The organism is Methylocystis sp., assembly GCF_051061285.1.
Taxonomy (GTDB): domain Bacteria; phylum Pseudomonadota; class Alphaproteobacteria; order Rhizobiales; family Beijerinckiaceae; genus Methylocystis.
This window is the reverse complement of sequence record NZ_JBPFEA010000040.1, coordinates 138,534-157,804: the sequence shown is the minus strand read 5'-3', so window position 1 is coordinate 157,804 and position 19,271 is coordinate 138,534. Positions and strand designations below refer to the sequence as shown.

The window sequence follows — 19,271 nt, the reverse complement described above, 5'->3', positions numbered from 1 at the left end:
GCCTTATTGGTTTTTCGGCGTGAAGGTGCTGCGCACCCGCCCCCCCTGCGCCGCGCCGCCTTGCACGGTCGCCATGCCGCTCGCCACGTCATAGACGAGCTTGTCGCCTTTCACGATGTTCTCGGCCTGGGTGAGCGTGACGTTGCCGACGAGATAAACCTTGTTTTCGGCCTTGTCGTAGCTGCCCCGATCGCCCGTCCCGATCTGATCCTTTGAAACCAGCGTCACCGGCCCTTCGGCGTCGATATGTTTGACGCGGTCATTGGTCGTCGCGGCGGCTTGTCCGCTGCCCTTTCCTTCGAGAAAAATGATGAGGCGCGAGGCCTTGAGCGTCGAGGGCCCGTTCGTGACGATGACGCTGCCGGAGTAGATGAGCTTCTGCTCCTTCTCGAAATAATCGAGCTTGCCCGCGTCGATGTTGAGCGGATCCTTGGCGGAGGCGCCAGGCAGAATGCCGCCCGAGCGGCCTGCGGCGCCTGCCGGCGTCGCGGCGACGAGCGCAGCAAGGAGAAGAACGAAAGGGTGGCGGCGCATTTAGTCCTTGGTCGCGGCGCCCGAAGTTTGCGGGGGCGTATCGCCTTCCCCGTATAGCACCGAATGGACCCCGCCCGCGAAAGACGCGTGACGGTCCTTTTGGGAAAATTCGACAGACTGCGCGGTGACCTCGCCGCCGTCGATCTTCAACAGCACGGGCTTGTCGGACGTCATAACACTGTCCTTGAAATCCATGACCGCCGACTCGAGCCGCATGTCGAAGTTGTTGTCTTCGTGGATGTCGACGCCGCCGCTCATATCGGCCCGATCGGCTTTCCTGTTGTAGATGCCCTTCGCCGCCGACAGGACTATGGAATTGTCCTTGGAGTTTTCAACTCGGACCTCGAGCTGATCGAGTTCGAACACATCAGGCTTCGCCAGATCTTGCGTGCCGACAAGCGCGCGCACTTCATAGGGACGCCCGTCCTTGCGATAGCCGACGAGCTTGGGGCTCTCGATGACGATGCGGGAGCCCTTGAGCGCGACGCGCGCCAGGCTCAGATCGGCGGGCAGAAAGCGCAGCGAGCTGATCAGCAGGCCGAGGCCGACGATCCCAACGACGCCGCCCGCCCCCCAAAGGATCCAGCGGCGCAAGCGCGCGACTCGCGTCGTGTGGCGCAGCGCCTCCGGAAAGGCGCTCTGGCGCGGAGCGGCAAGGCCGCCCAGGCGATCGCGGGCGCTGGGCGCCGTCAAGACGTCGGTCATGTCGAGATCATGAGGCATGCAGGTGGCGAATTCGAGGCAAAGCCAAAGCCTTATTCGCCAACGCCTTACTCATGGGCGAAAATATCCGTTTCCGGCCAGCCGGCGAGGTCGAGCCGGGCGCGGGCTGGCAAAAAATCGAAACAGGCCTGCGCCAGTTCGGCGCGGCCCTCGCGGGCAAGCATGGCGTCGAGCTTGTCCTTGAGCTGATGCAGATAGAGGACGTCCGACGCGGCATAAGCCTGCTGCGCGTCGGAAAGAACCGGCGCGCCCCAGTCGGACGACTGCTGCTGCTTTGAAATCTCGACGCCAAGAAGCTCGCGCACGAGATCCTTAAGGCCATGCCGGTCCGTATAGGTGCGGGCGAGCTTGGAGGCGATCTTGGTGCAGTAGACCGGCGCCGGAACGAAGCCAAAGGTCTTGGCCAATATGCCGATGTCGAAGCGGGCGAAGTGGAAGAGCTTCAGAACGGCCGGATCGGCGAGCAGGCGCTCGAGATTGGGCGCGCGCGTCTGACCGCGCGCGAACTGGACAAGCTCGGCGTCCCCGTCGCCAAAGGAGAGCTGCGCGAGGCACAGACGGTCACGATGCGGATTGAGGCCCAGAGTCTCGGTGTCGATCGCGACAATGGCGCCAGCGCCGATCCCCTCGGGGAGATCGCCCTGGTGGAGGCGGATGGTCATGCGGCTCGAATCGTTCGATGTGGAGCGGACAGTCTATCGCAGAATGCGCAAGGCTTGTCGAAGCGTTGCGGGTTCGCGCCCGACTCGCTCGCCTGCGCGGCGAATTGTGCTACCTAATGGCTGGGCCCTGGTCGATGGACCTCCTGGCCCAGGGAGTAACCCCATGCGTTACATTCTTGCTTTGATTGTCGCTTGCGCAATTGCTGCGCCGCCTGCCTCCGCGGCGTCCTCGAAATCCACCGCCAAATCCGTTTCGGCCTCAAAATCGGACCAGGCGACAAAAACCGGCAAGCGCAATCGGCAGAACGCCGATCGCGGCGGCGCCGGCGGCATCCATCCTTTGGTTGGAAGCGGCGATTATTAGGGCGCTGTGACGCCGCAGGGCTTCGGCTGGCGTTCGGCGAGCTGCGGTTCGCCCGGAACCGACTCGCCCGACAACCCGCAAACTGCTCCTCTTGTCAGACGCCCGCCAAGTCTTCACTCTATTGCGATGCAAAAGTCGCGGGATGACAAGAGAACGCCGGTGAATGATCCGACCAATGGCCCCAACGGCTCCGACCGCCGCTTCAACGCGCTGGTCATCGAACTGGCGATCCGCCTGTTCGCGATCGGCGCGCTGATCTACTGGACCTTCATCATCGTCCTGCCTTTCGCGGCGATCATTCTGTGGAGCGTCGTGCTCGCCGTGGCGCTCTATCCGATCTTTCGCGTGGTGGCCGAAATATTGGGCGGCCGGCCAATAACAGCCGCCGTTTTGATGACGATCGCCGGCCTCGTACTGATCATCGGGCCCGTCACCTGGATGGCCGTCGGCGCCATCGACCCCATCAAGACGTTGATGGCGGGGATCGAGACGGGCAATATCGCCGTCCCGCCGCCGCCCGCCTCGATCAAGGACTGGCCGTTCGTCGGCGAGCAGCTCTATTCCTTCTGGCTGCTGGCCTCGACCAATCTGCGCAGCGCCTTCACCCAAGTTTTGCCGCAGCTGAAGCCCGCCGGAGAATTCTTGCTCGACATGGCGAAGAGCGCCGGCGCCGGCACGCTCAAATTTCTCGTCTCCGTCCTGCTCATGGGCTTCATTCTCGCCGCCGCGCCGCAAATGCTCGCGGGGGCGCGCGCGCTGTCGCGCCGCATCGATCCTTCGAGCGGCGAGAAATTCGTCGATCTCGCCGGCGCGACGATCAACGCGGTTTCGCGCGGCGTCATGGGACTGTCGCTATTGCAGGCCGTCGTCGGTGGCGCCGGCATGTATCTCGCCGACGTGCCGGGCGCGAGCCTGCTGACGATCGCCATTCTCGTTCTCGGCATTATTCAGATCGGGCCGTTGCTCGTCGTGGCGCCTGTCATCTTCTGGGCGTGGACGACCCTGGCGACCGGGCCGGCGCTGGCGCTGACGGTCTGCATGCTCAGCGTCAATTACGTGGACAATGTGCTGAAGCCCTTCATTTTCGCGCATGGGCTGTCGACGCCGATACCGGTGATTTTCGTGGGCGTGATCGGCGGCGTTCTCGCGCATGGCATCGCCGGCCTGTTTGTAGGACCGGTCGTGCTCGCCGTCGTGTGGGAGCTGACGAAGGCCTGGATCGCCGACGATCTCAAATTGGTCAACGACACGGCCGCCGAACCTGATTTTAACGTGGAGACGTCGCCGGTCCTACCGTCCGCGCAAGGCGTTAAGAACCTTTAGGCCGGCGCGGCCATTGCGCTGCAAGCCGGCGCGCGACTGGAAATCGGCGATCGCCTCTTTGGTCTTCGTGCCGATCACCCCGTCGGGCTCGCCGACCTCATAGCCGCTGCGGGTCAGAAGCGCTTGCAATTCGCGGCGCTCGGCGCGCGAGAGGCCCGGATCGTCGGTCGGCCATGGCGTCTGAATGCCCGGCCGGCCGCGCAGCCTGTCGGACAGGACGCAGATCGCCAGCGCGTATGATTCGGAGGCGTTATAGGCGTAGACCGCGTCGAAATTTTTCGTCACCAGGAACGCGGGTCCGTTCCGCCCGGCCGGCAGCAGCAGCGCCGCAGTTCCCCCGCCAAGGCCGCCGCCGTCGAGGCGCGTCACGCCGCGCGCCTGCCAGAATCCCATCGATTGGCGGCCCTTGCGTCCGGAAGGTCCGGAATAGCCGTTTGGCAAGCGCACCTCGAAGCCCCAGGGCATGCCGGCGCGCCAGCCGCTCCTGCGCAGATAATTCGCCGTCGAGCCGAGCGAGTCGGCCGCCGAGCTGGCGATATTGCGCCTGCCGTCGCCGTCGAGATCGACCGCCATGCCGAGAAAGGTCGACGGCATGAATTGCGTGTGGCCGAAGGCGCCCGCCCAGGAGCCGTAGAACTCCTCCGGCGCGATATCGCCGTGGTCGAGGATTTTGAGCGCGGCGATGAATTCCTTGCGCCAATAGTCATTGCGGCGCGGCGCTTCGCAGGCGAGCGTCGCGAGACTCTGGACCACGGGGCGCTTGCCGAAACTCTTGCCGAAGTCGGATTCGACGCCCCACACGGCGACGATGGTCGGGGCATCGACGCCGTAGCGGCTTTCCGCGGCGTGCAGCGCGCGGGAATGCTGATGCAGCATCACACGCCCTTCGTCGACGCGCTCCTCGTCGACGAGCCCGGCGACATAGTCCCAGACAGGCGTCGTAAACTCCGGCTGCTTGTCCATGAAGCTGACGGCGTCGTTAGGGGCGAGCCCATTCGTCGCCGACGCGATGGTCTGCTGGCTGACGCCGGCGCCGGCCGCCGCCGAGCGCAGGCCGGAGAGGCAGCTCGACCATTCGGCGCGGGCGGGCGCGGCCGCAAACAACAAGGCGGCAAGCGCCGCCAGAAGATGATTTGCCTTCATGCTGCGAATTCTAGCGCAAGGACGCGGCTTTTTCATGAGCCGCATCGGTCGTGAAAAGTCCGCATCACTCGCAGACGCGGCGCGGGCGGGAGCCGATCACCTCGCCATATTCGTCGAAGACCGGACGGCGCTCGACCCAGCAGACCGGCGGCGGCGCGACATAGACAGGCGCAGGCGCATAGACGACGGGGGGCGCGGAACCGGCGAGCGCCCCGCCGGTAATGGCGCCAAGCGCAAACCCGCCAATGCCCGCTGCAATGGCCGGGCCGGCTGAATCGGCGCGCGCTGGCGCAACCGGCGCCAGGGCTGCGGCGCCGAGAGCCAAAGCCGCCGAAAGCGTCGCGATAGTTTTGCGCATCATACTCTCCCAAGAGGGGCGAGCCACATCTCCGCACGCGCTGCGCCGGCAAGCTCGCTCGAAGGGACAATAGGAGCGATCCCGTAGATGAATCGTTAATGGCCCGCCTGGCGAAGCCTCAGAGCTGCGAGACCCGCGGCTTGCCGGAAGGCGACTTCGGCGCCGGCTTGACCGGCGCCTGCTCCCGCGCGCCCTCGCCGCCACCCGTCCTGAGCGCCGGCGCGTCATTCGCCTCCGACGTAGGGCTTTTGGCGCGGAACGCGGCGGCCAGCGCCTTGGCCGCGGCAAGCTCCTTGGAATCTAGCCGGGCGCCGATTTCGTCGCGCTTCTTGGCCGCGTCCTCATCGCCCTGGTCCGCGGCGGCGGAAAACCACACGTAGGATTGCTGCAGATCGCGGCTGATGCCGAGGCCGCGGGCGTAGAGGATGCCGAGATTGAACTGGCTGTCACGGATGCCGTATTCGGCCGCCCGACGGAACCACTCTGCAGCGGCGGCGTAATCCGGCTTGCCGTCGCCGCCCTCGGCGAGCAGCACGGCGACATTATGCATGGCGCGGGCGTTGCCGGAATCGGCCGCGCGCTCGTACCACTGCCTGGCGCGGGCGTAGTCGCGCCCCACCCCGACGCCCCTTTCGTACATCGAACCCAGCCGGTATTGGGCGAGCGCCAGGCCCATTTCAGCAGCTTTTTCGAACCAATGCGCGGCCGCCTTGGCGTCGCGCGCGGCGCCACGTCCCTCGACAAGACGCGCGCCCATTTCATACTGGGCGGCCGGATTGCCCTCGACGGCGAGGCGCTCGATCGTCGCCAAGGCGTCGCCGGACGAGAGCGGCGGCGCCTCGATCGTTCCGGTGGGGGTCGGATCGATATTCCGCTGCGCGGCGACGGGTCGTTCGACGGGCGCCGACGCCGTCGTCTCGGCGGGCGGCTTTTTGAGGACCGGCCCAAGCGTAGCCGGGCGCGCGGCCACCGCCGGCGACGAGGCGCGGTTCGAGGCTAGCCGCTTTTCCGGCGACAAAGCCGGCCGAACCGCCTTGGCTGGCGCCTTCGCCTCCTGCTGTCTGAGCGACGGCCCGACCGTCAAACCACCCTGCCCCTCCATGCGCGCGATCTGATAGGCGCCGATCAGCAGCATGACCGCGGCAAGGCCTAACAGCAGCGGACGCTTGCGGTCCTGAATGAGGGCGCTGAGTTTGACCACGGCGGCGCCCTGCGGCTTTTCCTGAGCCTGTCCCGCGTGGCCCGCCGCTTCGGCCGACTCAGCGTCAGCCTCAGCCGCAGGCGTTTGCGCGGCGCGACGCGCGGCGGCGATGAAGTCCGACTGAATCGAGCTGCGAGGTGCGGCCTGATCGGCCTCGGATCCCGGCGGCGCGATGAAAGGCTCGCGCCGTTCGGCGCCCCCATCGCTGACCGGCAGCAGGAACTCCATCGGATCGACCGGCGCCAAGGCTTCGCTTACAGCGTCTTGGGCGTCAGCGACGGCCGGCGCGCCGACCCGCTCGCGCGTATCATCGCCACAAAGTTCGACACCGAGTTCCGCATCGGTCGAACGCCGCGCGACGCCGCGGTTCTCGGTCAATTCGTCATCAAACACGCCTAGACGATTGACGATGCGCTCGAGCGTTTGATGGACCGCCGTCAGCGTCTCATTCGTGCGCTGGCCGCTCGCGTCTTGCGTCCTGAGCAATTCGTTCAATTCGCGCTGCACGGCGACGCGCACGGCCGCCGGCTGAACGCCCGCCGCATCGCGGAAAACCTCCGTGGCGGCCCGGCGAACCGCCGCCTCGGCCGCCTGCGTCGTTGCGGACCGCGTGTCCTCCAGGCGCGCGAAAAGATCGGTGATCTTCGACTCAAAGCCGATGAGCGCGCCGCTCCCTGCGTCCATCCGTTCGAGCCGCTGCGCCAGCGCGCCGATCTGAGTTTCAAGCGATTTGAGCACGCCGCCATCGGCCGTGGGATCAGCCGTCTGCTTCATGCGGTCGGCGAGCGACCCGACGAGAGCCGCCAACTCGCCCTCCCGTTTATCGACGAACCCGCCGTCTTCGACCCGCTGCGCGAATGCGGCGTGTATACGGTCGAGACGCTCGACGATGTCATCGAGCCGAGCGTTCTGTTCACCAAATCTCGGCGCTGAGAATGGATCGTCGAGCCGGTCGATCTTGAACGAGAGCTGCGCGAGCTGACGCTCGACAGCCTGCAAATCGAGATCCCGCGCGTCGGCGGCGAACGCGGCATCCACTTTTCTATCGAGGCCGCGCACCAAATTCTCGAGAGCTGCGAAATTTTTGGAATCGCCGGCGCCCGAGGGGTTTTCCAACCGCGCGGCGATCGTCTGTCGAAGCTCATCGATGCGCTCCGCGAGATCGGCGAACTGACGTTCGGCGTTCTGTTCGGCAAGCATGGCCTCGATGCGCGCGAGCGATTCCGTCGGCGCGCTGTCCACGACGCGGGACTCGAACCGATCGAACCTGCGGCCGATCTCCTCGAACGCCGAGGCGTGACTGTCGCCGTCCAGCGCCGTATCAATTTTTTTGGCCAGCGTTGTGATGAGCGCTTCGAGGGGGGCCATATTGGCGGCGGCGCCGCGATCGATGCGCTGCGTCAGCGTCTTGCCGAGTTCGTCGATGCGCTCGCCGATCTCGTCGAACCGCGCCGCCGACGTTTGTTCGACGACGACGTCAAGCTTGCGCGCAAGCCGTTCGAGCCGCTTGTTGAAGGTCTCCAGTCCCTTTCCTGTTTCCGCAGCGACGATGGAGCGGATCGCCTTGACCACTTCGCCGAGATCCGCGCCGGACGCGCCACGTGAAAGCGCCAGCGCGTCGACTCGCTGCGTAACGTCGATGATGCGCGTTTCGATCCTCTCAAGCGGCAGTGGCCGCGCCATGAGCGCCGTCAGCTGTTCCTTGATCTCATGAGTTTCACGCGCGAGGTCGCGGACAGCCGAAGCGTTCGCAACGTCTCCGTTCTGCAGCTTCTCCAGCCTGAAGCCGATCGTTTCGACGTCGGCGCGCAGGTTGCGCACGATGGGAGTTGGATCGAGATCTTCGATCACGGCGCGCAATTCGCCGATAATTCTCTCGGCAGGCGCGAGCGTTTCGTCTGGAACCCCGCGGCCGCGTTGCGACTCGATGCCCTGGCGCAGATCGCCCATCGCCGTTTCGATGGCGGCGACCGATGCGCGCGGCGCGAGTTCGCCGATCGCTTGCGCCACATCCTGGAGTTCGCGACGGACATTTTCGATTTGTCGCATCATCACGAGCTGCTGGTCGCCGCGCTCGGCGGCGTCCTCGCGAAAGCTGTCTAAACCCTGCGTGACGGAATCGATCGAGCGCTGCAGCGCCTCAAAGCGCGATCCGCCGGATGCGCCCGACGTCAAGGCCGGCTTCGCTACGCCCCCGCGCGCCGCATTTTCGTCCAGGCGCCCTGCAATTTCGGCGAGATGCTGATCAAGGCCGCGCAGCGTCTTCTCGACGTCGGCGCCGCGATGTTCGCCCGACAGCCGCGCGAGCCGCGATTCGAGCTCCACCAGCGCGTTGCGAATCGGCCGCGCATTCGCGGACGGCTGCTCGCCGAGCTGGCCCTCGAAACGGCTTTTGGAGAGTGCGGCGATCGACCGCCAGATGGAGTCTTGGTCGACGCCATGATTCTCGTCGCGCGGCGCTTCCGCGTTGGGAAGATTTTCCTCCCGATGTCCAGCCTCGCGCTTATCTTCGGGCGACTCGGAATTCGGACGACCCTGATCAGGAAATTGCGCCTTGGTCATGTGGCTGTCCGGCGGGATCGACCCGTGGAAATTGGGACAAAAACGCGGTGGAACCGACGCGAACGCCCGAATCGCGCGCTACTGTCGGCGCGGGCCGCCGACCGCCGTGACTTTCCGTCGATCGAAGTAAAGAAGCCGTTAAGAAACGGCTCCAAAGAGCCGTCGCGCTCACGATTGTCGCACCGCGGCTCGCTTGCGCGCGCGCCGGCGCCTCTCTACCTATGACGTAGCCCGAGAGAATCGCGGCGCGACGGCTCGGCGCCAAGCGCCGGCTTGCAAGGAGGCGTTGATGCCGAGCTACAAGGCGCCTGTAGACGACACCCTCTTCCTGCTAAATGAAGTGTTGAATTTTCAGCGTTTCGGCAATTTGCCAGGCTTCGCGGACGTCACGCCGGACGTCATGTCGCAAATCCTCCTGGAGGCGGGAAAGATCTGCGAGGAGGCGCTCGCGCCGCTCAACCAGATTGGCGACGAAAAGGGCTGCAAGCGTCACGACGACGCCTCCGTCTCCACCCCGCCCGGCTTCAAGGAGGCGCATGACGCTTTCGCTCAAGGCGGCTGGATCAGCCTCGCGGTGCCCGAGGAATATGGCGGACAGGGCCTGCCCTATACGCTGTCGATGGCGATGAACGAGTTCGCCTCCTCGGCGAATATGTCCTTCGCCATGTATCCAGGTCTGACGCAAGGCGCGCTCGCCGCTCTGCTGCGCCATGGCGACGACGCGCAGAAGAAGCTTTATGTGCCGAAGATGGCGGAAGGCCGCTGGTCGGGCACGATGAATCTGACCGAGCCGCAATGCGGCACCGATCTCGGATTGCTGACGACCAAGGCGACGCCGCGCGGCGACGGCTCCTATTCGATCACCGGGCAAAAGATCTTCATCTCCGCCGGCGAGCACGATCTGACCGAAAACATCGTGCATCTCGTGCTCGCGCGCATCGAGGGCGCGCCCGCTGGCGTGAAAGGAATCTCGCTCTTCGTCGTACCGAAGTTCCTGGTTGACGGCGACGGCGCGCTTGGACCGCGCAACGGCGTCAGCTGCGGCTCCATCGAAGAAAAGATGGGCATCCATGGCAACTCCACTTGCGTGATGAATTACGACGGCGCGCAAGGCTTTCTCATCGGCGAAGCCAATCGCGGACTGAACGCCATGTTCGTGATGATGAACGAGGCGCGGCTCGGCGTGGCCATGCAAGGCCTCGCCCAGTCCGAGGTCGCCTACCAGAACGCCGCGCAATACGCCAAGGAGCGTCTGCAAGGCCGCGCGCTCTCCGGTCCGAAAGACCCCGGAAAGCCGGCCGACCCGATCATTGTGCATCCGGACGTGCGGCGGATGCTGCTCGAGATGAAGGCCTTCAACGAAGCGGCGCGCGGCTTTGCGCTGTCGGCGGCGCTCGACAGCGATATCGCGCATCGTTCCGACGACGCCGCCTCGCGCCAGGCGGCGGAAGACCGGCTCGGCCTGCTCACGCCCGTGCTCAAGGGCGTGCTCACCGACCTAGGGTTCGAAAACACCGTCAAGGCCCAGCAGGTGCTCGGCGGACACGGCTATATTCGCGAATGGGGCATGGAGCAGTTTGTTCGCGATGCGCGCATCAGCATGATCTACGAGGGCGCCAATGGCATCCAGGCGCTCGACCTCGTCGGCCGCAAGCTGCCGCGCGACGGCGGCCGGGCGATCATGGCCTATTTCAAGGACACGGCGGAGTTCTTGAACCCGCTCGCCGCCGACGACGCGATCAAGCCTTTCGCGACGCCGGTGAAGGCGGCGCTCGACGATCTGCAAAAGGCGACGATGTGGCTGATGCAGAACGCCATGGCGAAGCCCGACAACGCCGGCGCGGCTTCTTACGACTATATGCATCTCTTCGGCCGCGTCGCGCTCGGCGTGATGTGGGTGAAGATCGCGCAGGCGGCGATGGCGATAAAGGCGCAAGAGCCTGAGCGGGCCGAGCTGATGGATGCGAAGCTGTTGACCGCGCGCTTCTACATGGAGCGCATGCTGCCGGAAACGCGCCTGCGCCTGACGCGCATTTCAACCGGCGCCGACACGATGATGTCGCTCCCCGAGGAGATGTTTTAAGGCGCCCTCCTTCTCCCGCTCGCGGGAGAGGGACGCGCTGGAAAGATTCGAGAAGAGGAACTCTTCATGGCCGACGCTTTTATCTATGACGCCGTTCGCACGCCGCGCGGCCGCGGCAAGCCGGATGGTTCGCTGCATGAGGTCTCTTCGCTCGGCCTCGCCGTCACGGCGCTGCAGGCGGTCAGGAAACGCTGCAAGCTCGAAGGGCCCGAGATCGACGACGTCATCCTCGGCTGCGTCGATCCTGTGGGCGAGGCCGGCGGCGACATCGCCCGCGCCGCGGCGATTTCATCGGGCTACTCCTACAAAGTACCCGGCGTGCAGATCAACCGCTTCTGCGCCTCCGGATTGGACTCGGTGAATTTCGCCGCCGGCGAAATCATGTCAGGCCAGCATGATCTTGCGATCGGCGGCGGCGTCGAGAGCATGAGCCGGGTCGGCATCGGCGCGTCGGGCGGCGCCTGGCCTGTCGATCCGACGATCGCCATTCCCTCCTATTTCATGCCGCAGGGCGTGTCGGCGGATCTCATCGCCACCAAATACGGCTTCTCGCGCGACGACGTCGACGCCTATGCCGTCGAATCGCAAAAGCGCGCGGCGAAGGCCTGGGAAGAAGGTCGTTTCAAACATTCGATCGTGCCGGTGAAGGACGTCAACGGCATCACCCTGCTCGACCGCGACGAACATATGCGGCCGGGAACCGACATGCAGTCGCTCGCCGCGTTGAAGCCCTCATTCGCCTTTTATGCGGAACAGGGCGGCTTCGACGCCGTGGCGATTCAGGCGCATCCCGAAGTCGAGAAATTGAATTACGTGCACCATGCCGGCAATTCGTCGGGCATCGTCGACGGCGCCGCGGCGGTGCTCGTCGGCTCGAAAGAGGCGGGCGAGAAGCATGGCATGAAACCTCGCGTGAAGATTCGCGCCTACGCCAATATCGGTTCAGACCCGGCGCTCATGCTGACCGGCCCTGTCGACGTGACGAAAAAAGTGCTGCATCGCGCCGGCATGACCGTCGGCGACATCGATCTGTTCGAAGTGAACGAAGCCTTCGCGGCCGTGGTGCTGCGCTACCTCGAAGCCTTCGACCTCGACCCGGCGAAGGTCAACGTCAATGGAGGCGCCATCGCCATGGGCCATCCGCTCGGCGCGACGGGCGCCATGCTGATGGGCATCGCGATCGACGAATTGGAGCGCACGGGAAAATCCACCGCGCTCGTGACGCTCTGCATCGGCGCCGGCATGGGCACGGCGACGATCGTGGAGCGGGTGTGATTGCATGCGAGAATTGAAATGACTATTATGACTATTATAGTCATCTGAGGGCAGCGGGTATGCCAAAGATCATGACAACGAAAGGCGCCGCCGGCAAACGGAAGTCGCCTATCCGCAAGGCGAAGGCGGCGACACCCTGGACCGTCGCCGACGCCAAGGCGCATCTTTCGACCGTGCTGGAAAAGGCGCGCACGGAAGGCCCGCAAACCATCACCCGCAACGGAAAAGAAACCGCTGTTGTCGTGGGGATCGAAGAGTGGGAGCGAAAGACCAAGCGGAAGGGCACGCTCGCCGATTTCCTGCTCAATTCGCCGCTGCGCGGGTCCGAAATCGATCTGGAGCGGGTTCCGTGTGAACCGCGCGATATCGAACTGTGAACTATCTTCTGGATACGAACGTTCTGTCGGAATTCAAACGGCCGCAACCAGATGAGAATGTGATCGAATGGGCGCGCAATGTGGACGAAGACAGAACTTTCGTTTCCGCCGTCACGTTCGGGGAGTTGAGACGCGGCGCCGCCCTCCTGTCGCAAGGACGACGAAAAACGGAGCTCGACATATGGATACGGCATGATCTGCGGAGCCGATTCGACCGCCATATCCTCGATGTGACGCCGGCGATCGCGGAGACATGGGGAGAGTTGATGGCGGAAGCAAAGATGCGCGGCTTCGCACTCCACCCGATCGACGCCTTTATCGCCGCCACGGCGCGGAGCCACGATCTGGCGCTCGTGACTCGCAATATGAAGGACTTTCGAAATTTCGACATCGATCTCCTCAATCCATGGCTGCCGCAAGGCGGCGCGCAATAGCAAGAACGCCGCGCCGCGAGGCGCCTAAGGGAGTCGTCCGATGAATCTCGTCAATTTCCGCTTCGAGACCGGCGCCGACGGCGTCGCGCTTGCGACCTGGGACATGCCCGAGCGCTCGATGAACGTCATCACGCCCGACGTGATGGACGAGCTGGAGGCGATCATCGACACGGTCGTCGCCGACCCCGACGTCAAGGGCTGCGTGATCGCCTCGGGCAAGAGCGCCTTTTCCGGCGGCGCCGATCTTTCCATGCTGCAGCATGGCGCCGCGCAATACGCCAAGGCGCTCAAGGAGCAAGGCGAAGACGCGGCGAACAAGCAGTTCTTCGACTTCTCGCGCCGATTGTCGCTGCTCTACCGCAAGCTGGAGACCTGCGGCAAGCCTTTCGCCGTCGCCATTCACGGCGTCTGCCTTGGCGGCGCCTTCGAACTTGCGCTCGCCTGCCATTATCGCGTGATGGCCGATGACGAGAAAACCAAAGTCGGCCTGCCGGAAATCAAGGTCGGGCTCTTTCCGGGCGCCGGCGGCACGCAGCGCGTCTCGCGCATCATGCAGACCGGCGACGCGCTGCAATTCCTGTTCAGGGGCGATCAGATCAAGCCCAGAGCCGCGCTCGGCGCCAAGCTCGTGCACGAGATCGCGCCGAGAGCAGAGATCGTCGATCGCGCCCGCGCCTTTATCGTCAACGGCGGCAAGGCGCAGGCGCCGTGGGACATAAAGGAGTTCAAGACTCCGTCCGGCAGGGTGTTCTCGCCAACGGGCATGATGATCTGGCCCGCCGCCAACGCCATCTATCGCCGCGAGACCTACGACAATTATCCCGCCGCCAAGGCCATTCTGCACGCCGTCTATGAAGGGCTGCAATTGCCGATGGACCAGGCGCTGACTGTCGAGTCGCGCTGGTTTGCGCATATTCTGCGCTCGAAGGAGGCGGCGGCGATGATCCGCTCGCTGTTTCTCTCGAAGAATGAATTGGACAAGGGCGCGCATCGGCCAAAGGACGTCGGCCCCACCCATCTCAAGAAGATCGGCATTATCGGCGCGGGCTTCATGGGCGCCGGCGTCGGCTATATCAGCGCGCTGAACGGCCTCGACGTCGTTCTCATCGATCGCGATCAGGAAAGCGCCGACAAGGGCGTCGCGACGATCGACAAGCTCATGTCGAGTTCCGTCAGCAAGGGCCGCGCCACCGCCGCCGACAAGGACGCGCTGATGGCGCGCGTCGTCGCGACCGCTGATTACGCCGCGCTCAAGGGGTGCGATCTTGTGCTCGAAGCCGTATTCGAGGACCGCGCGGTCAAGGCGGACGTCACCAAGCGCGCGCAGGAGGTTGCGGGCGCCGACGTGATCTTCGCCTCGAACACGTCGACGCTGCCGATCACATCGCTCGCGGACACCACACAGAAGCCCGAGAACTTCATCGGCATCCATTTCTTCTCACCCGTCGAGAAGATGCTGCTCGTCGAAGTGATCCTGAGCAAAAAAACCGGCGACCGCGCGCTGGCGACGGCGCTCGACTTCGTCCGCATCATCAAGAAGACGCCGATCGTCGTCAACGACTCGCGCGGTTTCTTCGCCAATCGCTGCGTGCTCAATTATGTTCGTGAAGGGCAGATCATGCTCGTTGACGGCGTGCCGCCGGCGATGATCGAGAATGTCGCCCGCATGGCCGGCATGCCGGTCGGGCCGTTGTCGCTCAATGACGAAGTCGCGCTCGATCTCGGATGGAAAATCCTGCAGGCGACGAAGAAGGACCTCGGCGAAGGCTCCGTCGATCCGGCGCAAGAACGCGTGCTGCGCTTCATGGTCGAGGAAAACGGTCGCTTCGGCCGCAAGAACGGCAAGGGCTTTTACGACTATCACGCCAATGGAACGAAAAGCCTCTGGCCCGGTCTCTCGGCCCTGGCGCAGACTGAACTCGATCCCGATACGCTCGACGTCGCGGAAATGAAGCTGCGCTTTCTCGTGACGCAGGCGGTCGAGGCGGCGCGCGCCATGGCGGAGGGCGTCGTCACCGATCCGCGCGAGGCGGACGTCGGCTCCATTCTCGGCTTCGGCTTCGCGCCCTTCACCGGCGGCGTCATCTCCTACATCGACGGCATGGGCGCAAAGGCCTTCGTCGCCCTATGCGACACGCTCGCCGCAAAATTCGGTCCGCGTTTCGAGCCGCCGCAACTGCTGCGTGACATGGCGGCGAAAGGCGAAACTTTTTACGGGCGGTTCATGCCGCAGAAAATGGCGGCGTGATCTGCGTCTCGCGCGCGTTTTGAAGCGCTTCAGACCAGACATGACATCCGTCATGCCGGCGGGTAAAAGACAGGCTGGGCGTGTGGGTTTGAAACGCGCGCCCGCGCCCGGACCTGGTTAATGGCGATTTTTGTGCTTCCCTTTCCAGTGATCGATCCTGTCGCCGTCAACATCGGGCCCGTGCCGCTGCGGTGGTATGCGCTCGCTTATATCGGCGGCTTCATCTTCGGCTGGCTCGGCTTGCGCGCGCTCGCCGCAAACGACGCGCTCTGGAGGCGCTGCCAACCGCGGCCAAGCCGAGAGTCTCTCGATGATCTTCTCGTCTTCGTCGCCTTCGGCGTCGTCATCGGCGGACGACTGGGGCATGTGCTGATCTATGATCCGGCGTTCTATTTCGCGCATCCGCTGGAAATTTTCCAGACCTGGAAGGGCGGCATGGCCTTCCACGGCGGCCTCATCGGGGCGATCATCGGCATGGGACTCTACGCGCGTCGCAGCGGCGTGCCGCTGCTCACGGTGAGCGACATTTGCGCCACCGTGGCGCCGATCGGCATTTTCTTCGGCCGCCTCGCCAATTTCATCAAGCCGGAGATGTGGGGTCGCGAAACCGACGTTCCCTGGGCGATGGTCTTTCCCGGCGCCGGCGACGTCTCGCGCCATCCCAGCCAGCTTTATGAGGCGGGGCTTGAAGGCGTGGCGCTGGGCCTGCTGTTGTGGCTCGCCGCGCGTCACGGCGCGCTCAAACACCCGGGTCTCGCCACCGGCCTTTTTGGCGTCGGCTACGGGCTGGCGCGCATTTTCTGCGAGTTTTTTCGCGAACCCGATCCGGTGCAGGAAGCGCTGCCCAATGGATTGACCATGGGCATGGTCCTTTCTGCGCCGCTTGTTTTAATTGGCGCGGCGGCGATCATGTTCGCGCTGCGCCCGAGGAGCGCGACGGCATGAGCGCCTTGAAAAGAGAGATCGTCGAGACGATCGCTCATGACGGTCCGATGACGCTCGAGCGATTCATGTCGCTCTGCCTGACGCATCCGCGCTACGGCTATTACATGACGCGCGACCCGTTCGGCGCGGGCGGCGATTTCGTCACCGCGCCGGAGATCAGCCAGATGTTTGGCGAATTGCTCGGCGTTTGGGTCACCGAAGCCTGGCGCGCCGCGGGAGCGCCGAATGAGGCTAGGCTCGTCGAGCTCGGACCCGGGCGCGGCACGCTGATGTCGGACGTGCTGCGTGTGACGCCGATCGCGCCCAACTTCTTTTCCGCCGTCAGCGTGCATCTCGTCGAAACCAGTCCGGTTCTGCGCGAAGCGCAACGCCAGACGCTGGCCAGGGCCGCAAAGCCGGCGCAATGGCATCTGGATTTTTCCGAAACGCCCCCCGGCCCCGCCTTCATCCTCGCCAATGAGTTTTTCGACGCCCTGCCCGTCAGGCACTTCGTCAAGACCGCCAGCGGCTGGCGCGAACAACTTGTCGGGCTCGACGCGCAAGGCGAACTCGCCTTCGGACTGTCCGATCAGATCGAGCCGACGCTCAACGTCCCGGCGCGCGAAGGATCGATCATAGAAGTCAGCGCCGTAAGCCAGAAGCTTATCGGCGACATCGCCGCGCGGCTCGTCGCCCAAGGCGGCGCGCTGCTGCTCATTGACTATGGCTATGAACAGACGTCGCTTGGCGAAAGTCTGCAGGCGGTGTCGCGCCACGCCTATGTCGATCCGCTCGCTACCCCCGGCGAAGCGGACCTGACCGCTCACGTCGATTTCGCGGCTCTGGCGCGCGCCGCACGCGCGCGCGGCGCCAAGGTGATGGGCCCGGTGACGCAAGCGCAATTTCTGCTGCAGCTTGGCATCGAACGCCGCGCCGAGACCTTGTCGAAAAAGGCGACGCCCGAGCAGGCGCAGTCGATCATCGACGCCTTCGAACGTCTCACCGGCGTCGACGACGCGCGCCGTCAGATGGGCCAACTGTTCAAAGTGATGGCGGTGACCCATCCCGACATGCCCGACCTGCCGGGATTTTTCGTGTAACATCGGCGCGATGACGTTCGAAACGCCTGCGCTGACCGCGCGAAATCTCAGCCTGCCCGGACTGCGCCACGCCTTTTTCACCCGCGACGGCGGCGTGTCCGAAGGCGTCTACGCGTCACTCAATGGCGGCGTCGGCTCGCGCGACGCGCCGCCGCATGTCGAGGAGAATCGCGCCCGCATGGCGGCGCGTCTCGGAGTGGCGGCCGAGCGCCTGCTGGTGCCGTTCCAGATCCATTCCGCGGAGGCGCGCGCCGTGCGCGAACCGTGGAGCGCTGACGCGCGGCCGCGATGCGATGGCGTCGTCACGGCGGAAGTCTCGCTCGCGCTCGGCGTCACCGGCGCCGACTGCGGCATGTTGCTTTTCGCCGACGCGACGGCGGCCGTCATCGGCGCCTGTCACGCCGGCTGGAAGGGCGCGCTCGGCGGCGTCATCGAAGCGACCGTCCGAGAGATGGAGGCGCATGGCGCGCGCCGCGCCGACATCCACGTCGCGCTCGGCCCGGCGATCGGCGCGACGAGCTATGAAGTCGGGCCGGAATTCATCGATCAGTTTCGCGAAGCCGACGCTTCCTTTTCGCGCTTCTTTACGCCGCCGGCGCGCGAAGGCCATGCCACCTTCGATCTGCCGGGCTTCATCGCCTCACGCGTCGAGGCGCTGGAGGTGGCCTCCTTCGAAGACCTCGGCGTGGACACTTATGCCGACGAAGCGCGCTGTTTCAGCTACCGCCGCAGCGTCCATCGCCGCGAGCCGGACTATGGGCGGCTCGTCTCGGCGATCGCGCTGATCTGATGCATGATTGAATTGAGCGGTTCGCGTGAACAGGCGAAGGCCTGACCGGGAATCCAGAATTACGGCACGCATATCCCGGATTTGTTCTGGTTTCCCGATCGCGCATAAAGCGCGCGTCGGGATGACATCCAAAATTCGCCCTGACGACAGGACTATTTGGTCGCGTAGCTGAAGATCATCGAGTGCGGCAGGCCGCGCGGCGGCGCCGGGAACGGCGCAGCGCGGCGCACGGCCGCAAGAGCGGCGGCGTCGAGATCGGGCGCGCCACTCGGCTGGTGGACCGCCTGATGGGTGAGATTGCCCAACTCATCGATGTAGAAGACAACCGCGCCCCTGCCTATCGCGCCGCTCCCGCGCACGCGTGGCGGAATACGCATGTGCGGCATGATCAGGCCGTAGAGGATCGTCAGATAGGTCGTCTTCGCGTGGCCGCCGCCAACCGGCGAGAACTTGCGCGGCGCAGCAAGCTTATAGTCGGGTATCGGCGCGAGCGCCGCGAGCTGATCGGCGATCGAGTTGGCCTCGCCCTTCTTGACGGGCCCCTTTTCGTTCGGGTCGGGCTTTTCCTGCGGCTTCTTTTCGGGCGCGGCCTGCTCGATGATCTCGGCGTCGCTCTTGTCCTCGATCGGCGTATCTTTGGTCTCTTCCGGCGCCTTCGCCTTTCCGGCTTCGTCTTCAGCGTCCTTCATGCCCTGAGGCTTCTCGTCCTTGGGCGTGACATTTTCCTTTTCAGGCGCGTTCTTCGGGGTCTTGAGCTCCTTCTGCTCCGGCGCATCGACGTCGGACTTGGTCTTGCTCTCGGCCTCGGGGGCGTCGAAAGCAGGCTTTTCGTCTTCCAGCGGCGGCGGAGGCGGCGGCTTCTGCTGCTGTTTTTGCTGCTCCGGCGGCTTCTCTGGCTCGGGCGGCGGAGGCTCTTCCTGCTTCGGTGCGGGCGGTTCGGTGATCACCTCGACGGGCGTTTCCTCGACGATGCGCGGCGCTTCGCGGGCGGAGCGCCAATCCTCCAAGAGCAGGAACGCGAGGACGCACAGATGCGCCAGCAGGCACAGCAGGAGAAACATCAGGAAGCGCGGGCGCACGACGAGCGCGCGCCGCCGCCGAAGGGCGTCCACGCCCAAGGTCGCGCTAAAGGCGCGTTGTCCGCTGCTGTCGTTCATTGCGATGGAAAGC

17 protein-coding genes are annotated in these 19,271 nt (G+C 64.8%); 10 read left to right on the top strand and 7 right to left on the bottom strand.

Annotation, left to right across the window (positions count from 1 at the left end; genetic code table 11):
• Positions 1-3: 3 nt before the first annotated feature.
• The 3 genes from lptA to ACR65T_RS14765 form a co-directional block, all read right to left on the bottom strand.
• Positions 4-534, bottom strand: coding sequence for a lipopolysaccharide transport periplasmic protein LptA (lptA, locus tag ACR65T_RS14775; RefSeq protein WP_434497203.1), 531 nt, complete (start codon positions 532-534; stop codon positions 4-6).
• A complete protein-coding gene (lptC, locus tag ACR65T_RS14770) occupies positions 535-1,239 on the bottom strand; it encodes an LPS export ABC transporter periplasmic protein LptC (RefSeq protein ID WP_434497202.1) in 705 nt (234 codons plus the stop codon).
• Between the two features lie 65 nt (positions 1,240-1,304).
• On the bottom strand, positions 1,305-1,919 hold the full coding sequence (locus tag ACR65T_RS14765) for a ribonuclease D (RefSeq protein ID WP_434497201.1): 615 nt from the start codon (positions 1,917-1,919) through the stop codon (positions 1,305-1,307).
• Positions 1,920-2,082: 163 nt separating this feature from the next.
• Between ACR65T_RS14765 and ACR65T_RS14760 the strand changes: the two genes are divergently transcribed.
• Positions 2,083-2,283 carry a hypothetical protein gene (locus ACR65T_RS14760; protein ID WP_434497200.1) on the top strand — a complete coding sequence of 67 codons (201 nt, stop codon included), beginning with the start codon at positions 2,083-2,085 and terminating at the stop codon, positions 2,281-2,283.
• 159 nt (positions 2,284-2,442) lie between these two features.
• The gene (locus ACR65T_RS14755; protein WP_434497199.1) at positions 2,443-3,606 is read left to right on the top strand and encodes an AI-2E family transporter; all 1,164 of its coding nucleotides are present in this window, start codon (positions 2,443-2,445) and stop codon (positions 3,604-3,606) included.
• On the opposite strand, the gene ACR65T_RS14750 is transcribed toward ACR65T_RS14755, so the two are convergent.
• The 3 genes from ACR65T_RS14750 to ACR65T_RS14740 all read right to left on the bottom strand — a co-directional run bounded on the left by ACR65T_RS14750 (position 3,574) and on the right by ACR65T_RS14740 (position 8,870).
• Positions 3,574-4,749, bottom strand: a complete 1,176-nt coding sequence (locus tag ACR65T_RS14750) for a lytic murein transglycosylase (protein ID WP_434497198.1) — start codon at positions 4,747-4,749, stop codon at positions 3,574-3,576. The genes ACR65T_RS14755 and ACR65T_RS14750 overlap by 33 nt on opposite strands.
• A gap of 64 nt (positions 4,750-4,813) precedes the next feature.
• Positions 4,814-5,110: a hypothetical protein gene (locus ACR65T_RS14745; RefSeq protein WP_434497197.1), complete on the bottom strand. Its 297-nt coding sequence runs from the start codon at positions 5,108-5,110 to the stop codon at positions 4,814-4,816.
• 115 nt (positions 5,111-5,225) lie between these two features.
• Positions 5,226-8,870, bottom strand: a complete 3,645-nt coding sequence (locus ACR65T_RS14740; RefSeq protein WP_434497196.1) for a peptidoglycan-binding protein — start codon at positions 8,868-8,870, stop codon at positions 5,226-5,228.
• Positions 8,871-9,159: 289 nt separating this feature from the next.
• Between ACR65T_RS14740 and ACR65T_RS14735 the strand changes: the two genes are divergently transcribed.
• From ACR65T_RS14735 to ACR65T_RS14700, 8 genes are all read left to right on the top strand, one after another.
• Entirely contained in the window at positions 9,160-10,953 is a 1,794-nt protein-coding gene (locus ACR65T_RS14735; RefSeq protein ID WP_434497195.1) for an acyl-CoA dehydrogenase C-terminal domain-containing protein, read from the top strand.
• Positions 10,954-11,019: 66 nt separating this feature from the next.
• The gene (locus tag ACR65T_RS14730) at positions 11,020-12,228 is read left to right on the top strand and encodes an acetyl-CoA C-acetyltransferase (protein WP_434497194.1); all 1,209 of its coding nucleotides are present in this window, start codon (positions 11,020-11,022) and stop codon (positions 12,226-12,228) included.
• Positions 12,229-12,287: 59 nt separating this feature from the next.
• Positions 12,288-12,605 carry a type II toxin-antitoxin system Phd/YefM family antitoxin gene (locus tag ACR65T_RS14725; RefSeq protein ID WP_434497193.1) on the top strand — a complete coding sequence of 106 codons (318 nt, stop codon included), beginning with the start codon at positions 12,288-12,290 and terminating at the stop codon, positions 12,603-12,605.
• Positions 12,602-13,039, top strand: a complete 438-nt coding sequence (locus tag ACR65T_RS14720) for a type II toxin-antitoxin system VapC family toxin (protein ID WP_434497192.1) — start codon at positions 12,602-12,604, stop codon at positions 13,037-13,039. Before ACR65T_RS14725 ends, ACR65T_RS14720 begins: the two co-directional genes overlap by 4 nt.
• Before the next feature lie 40 nt (positions 13,040-13,079).
• Positions 13,080-15,287, top strand: coding sequence for a 3-hydroxyacyl-CoA dehydrogenase NAD-binding domain-containing protein (locus ACR65T_RS14715; protein WP_434497191.1), 2,208 nt, complete (start codon positions 13,080-13,082; stop codon positions 15,285-15,287).
• 120 nt (positions 15,288-15,407) lie between these two features.
• Positions 15,408-16,232 (top strand): prolipoprotein diacylglyceryl transferase, encoded by an 825-nt coding sequence (gene lgt / locus ACR65T_RS14710; protein ID WP_434497190.1) that lies wholly within the window; start codon positions 15,408-15,410, stop codon positions 16,230-16,232.
• On the top strand, positions 16,229-17,311 hold the full coding sequence (locus ACR65T_RS14705; protein ID WP_434497189.1) for a class I SAM-dependent methyltransferase: 1,083 nt from the start codon (positions 16,229-16,231) through the stop codon (positions 17,309-17,311). The genes lgt and ACR65T_RS14705 overlap by 4 nt, the downstream gene beginning before the upstream one ends.
• Before the next feature lie 10 nt (positions 17,312-17,321).
• On the top strand, positions 17,322-18,101 hold the full coding sequence (locus ACR65T_RS14700; RefSeq protein WP_434497188.1) for a polyphenol oxidase family protein: 780 nt from the start codon (positions 17,322-17,324) through the stop codon (positions 18,099-18,101).
• A gap of 152 nt (positions 18,102-18,253) precedes the next feature.
• Here the strand turns inward: ACR65T_RS14700 and ACR65T_RS14695 are convergent, their stop codons facing one another.
• Positions 18,254-19,258, bottom strand: coding sequence for a TonB family protein (locus ACR65T_RS14695; RefSeq protein ID WP_434497187.1), 1,005 nt, complete (start codon positions 19,256-19,258; stop codon positions 18,254-18,256).
• Between the last annotated feature and the right edge of the window lie 13 nt (positions 19,259-19,271).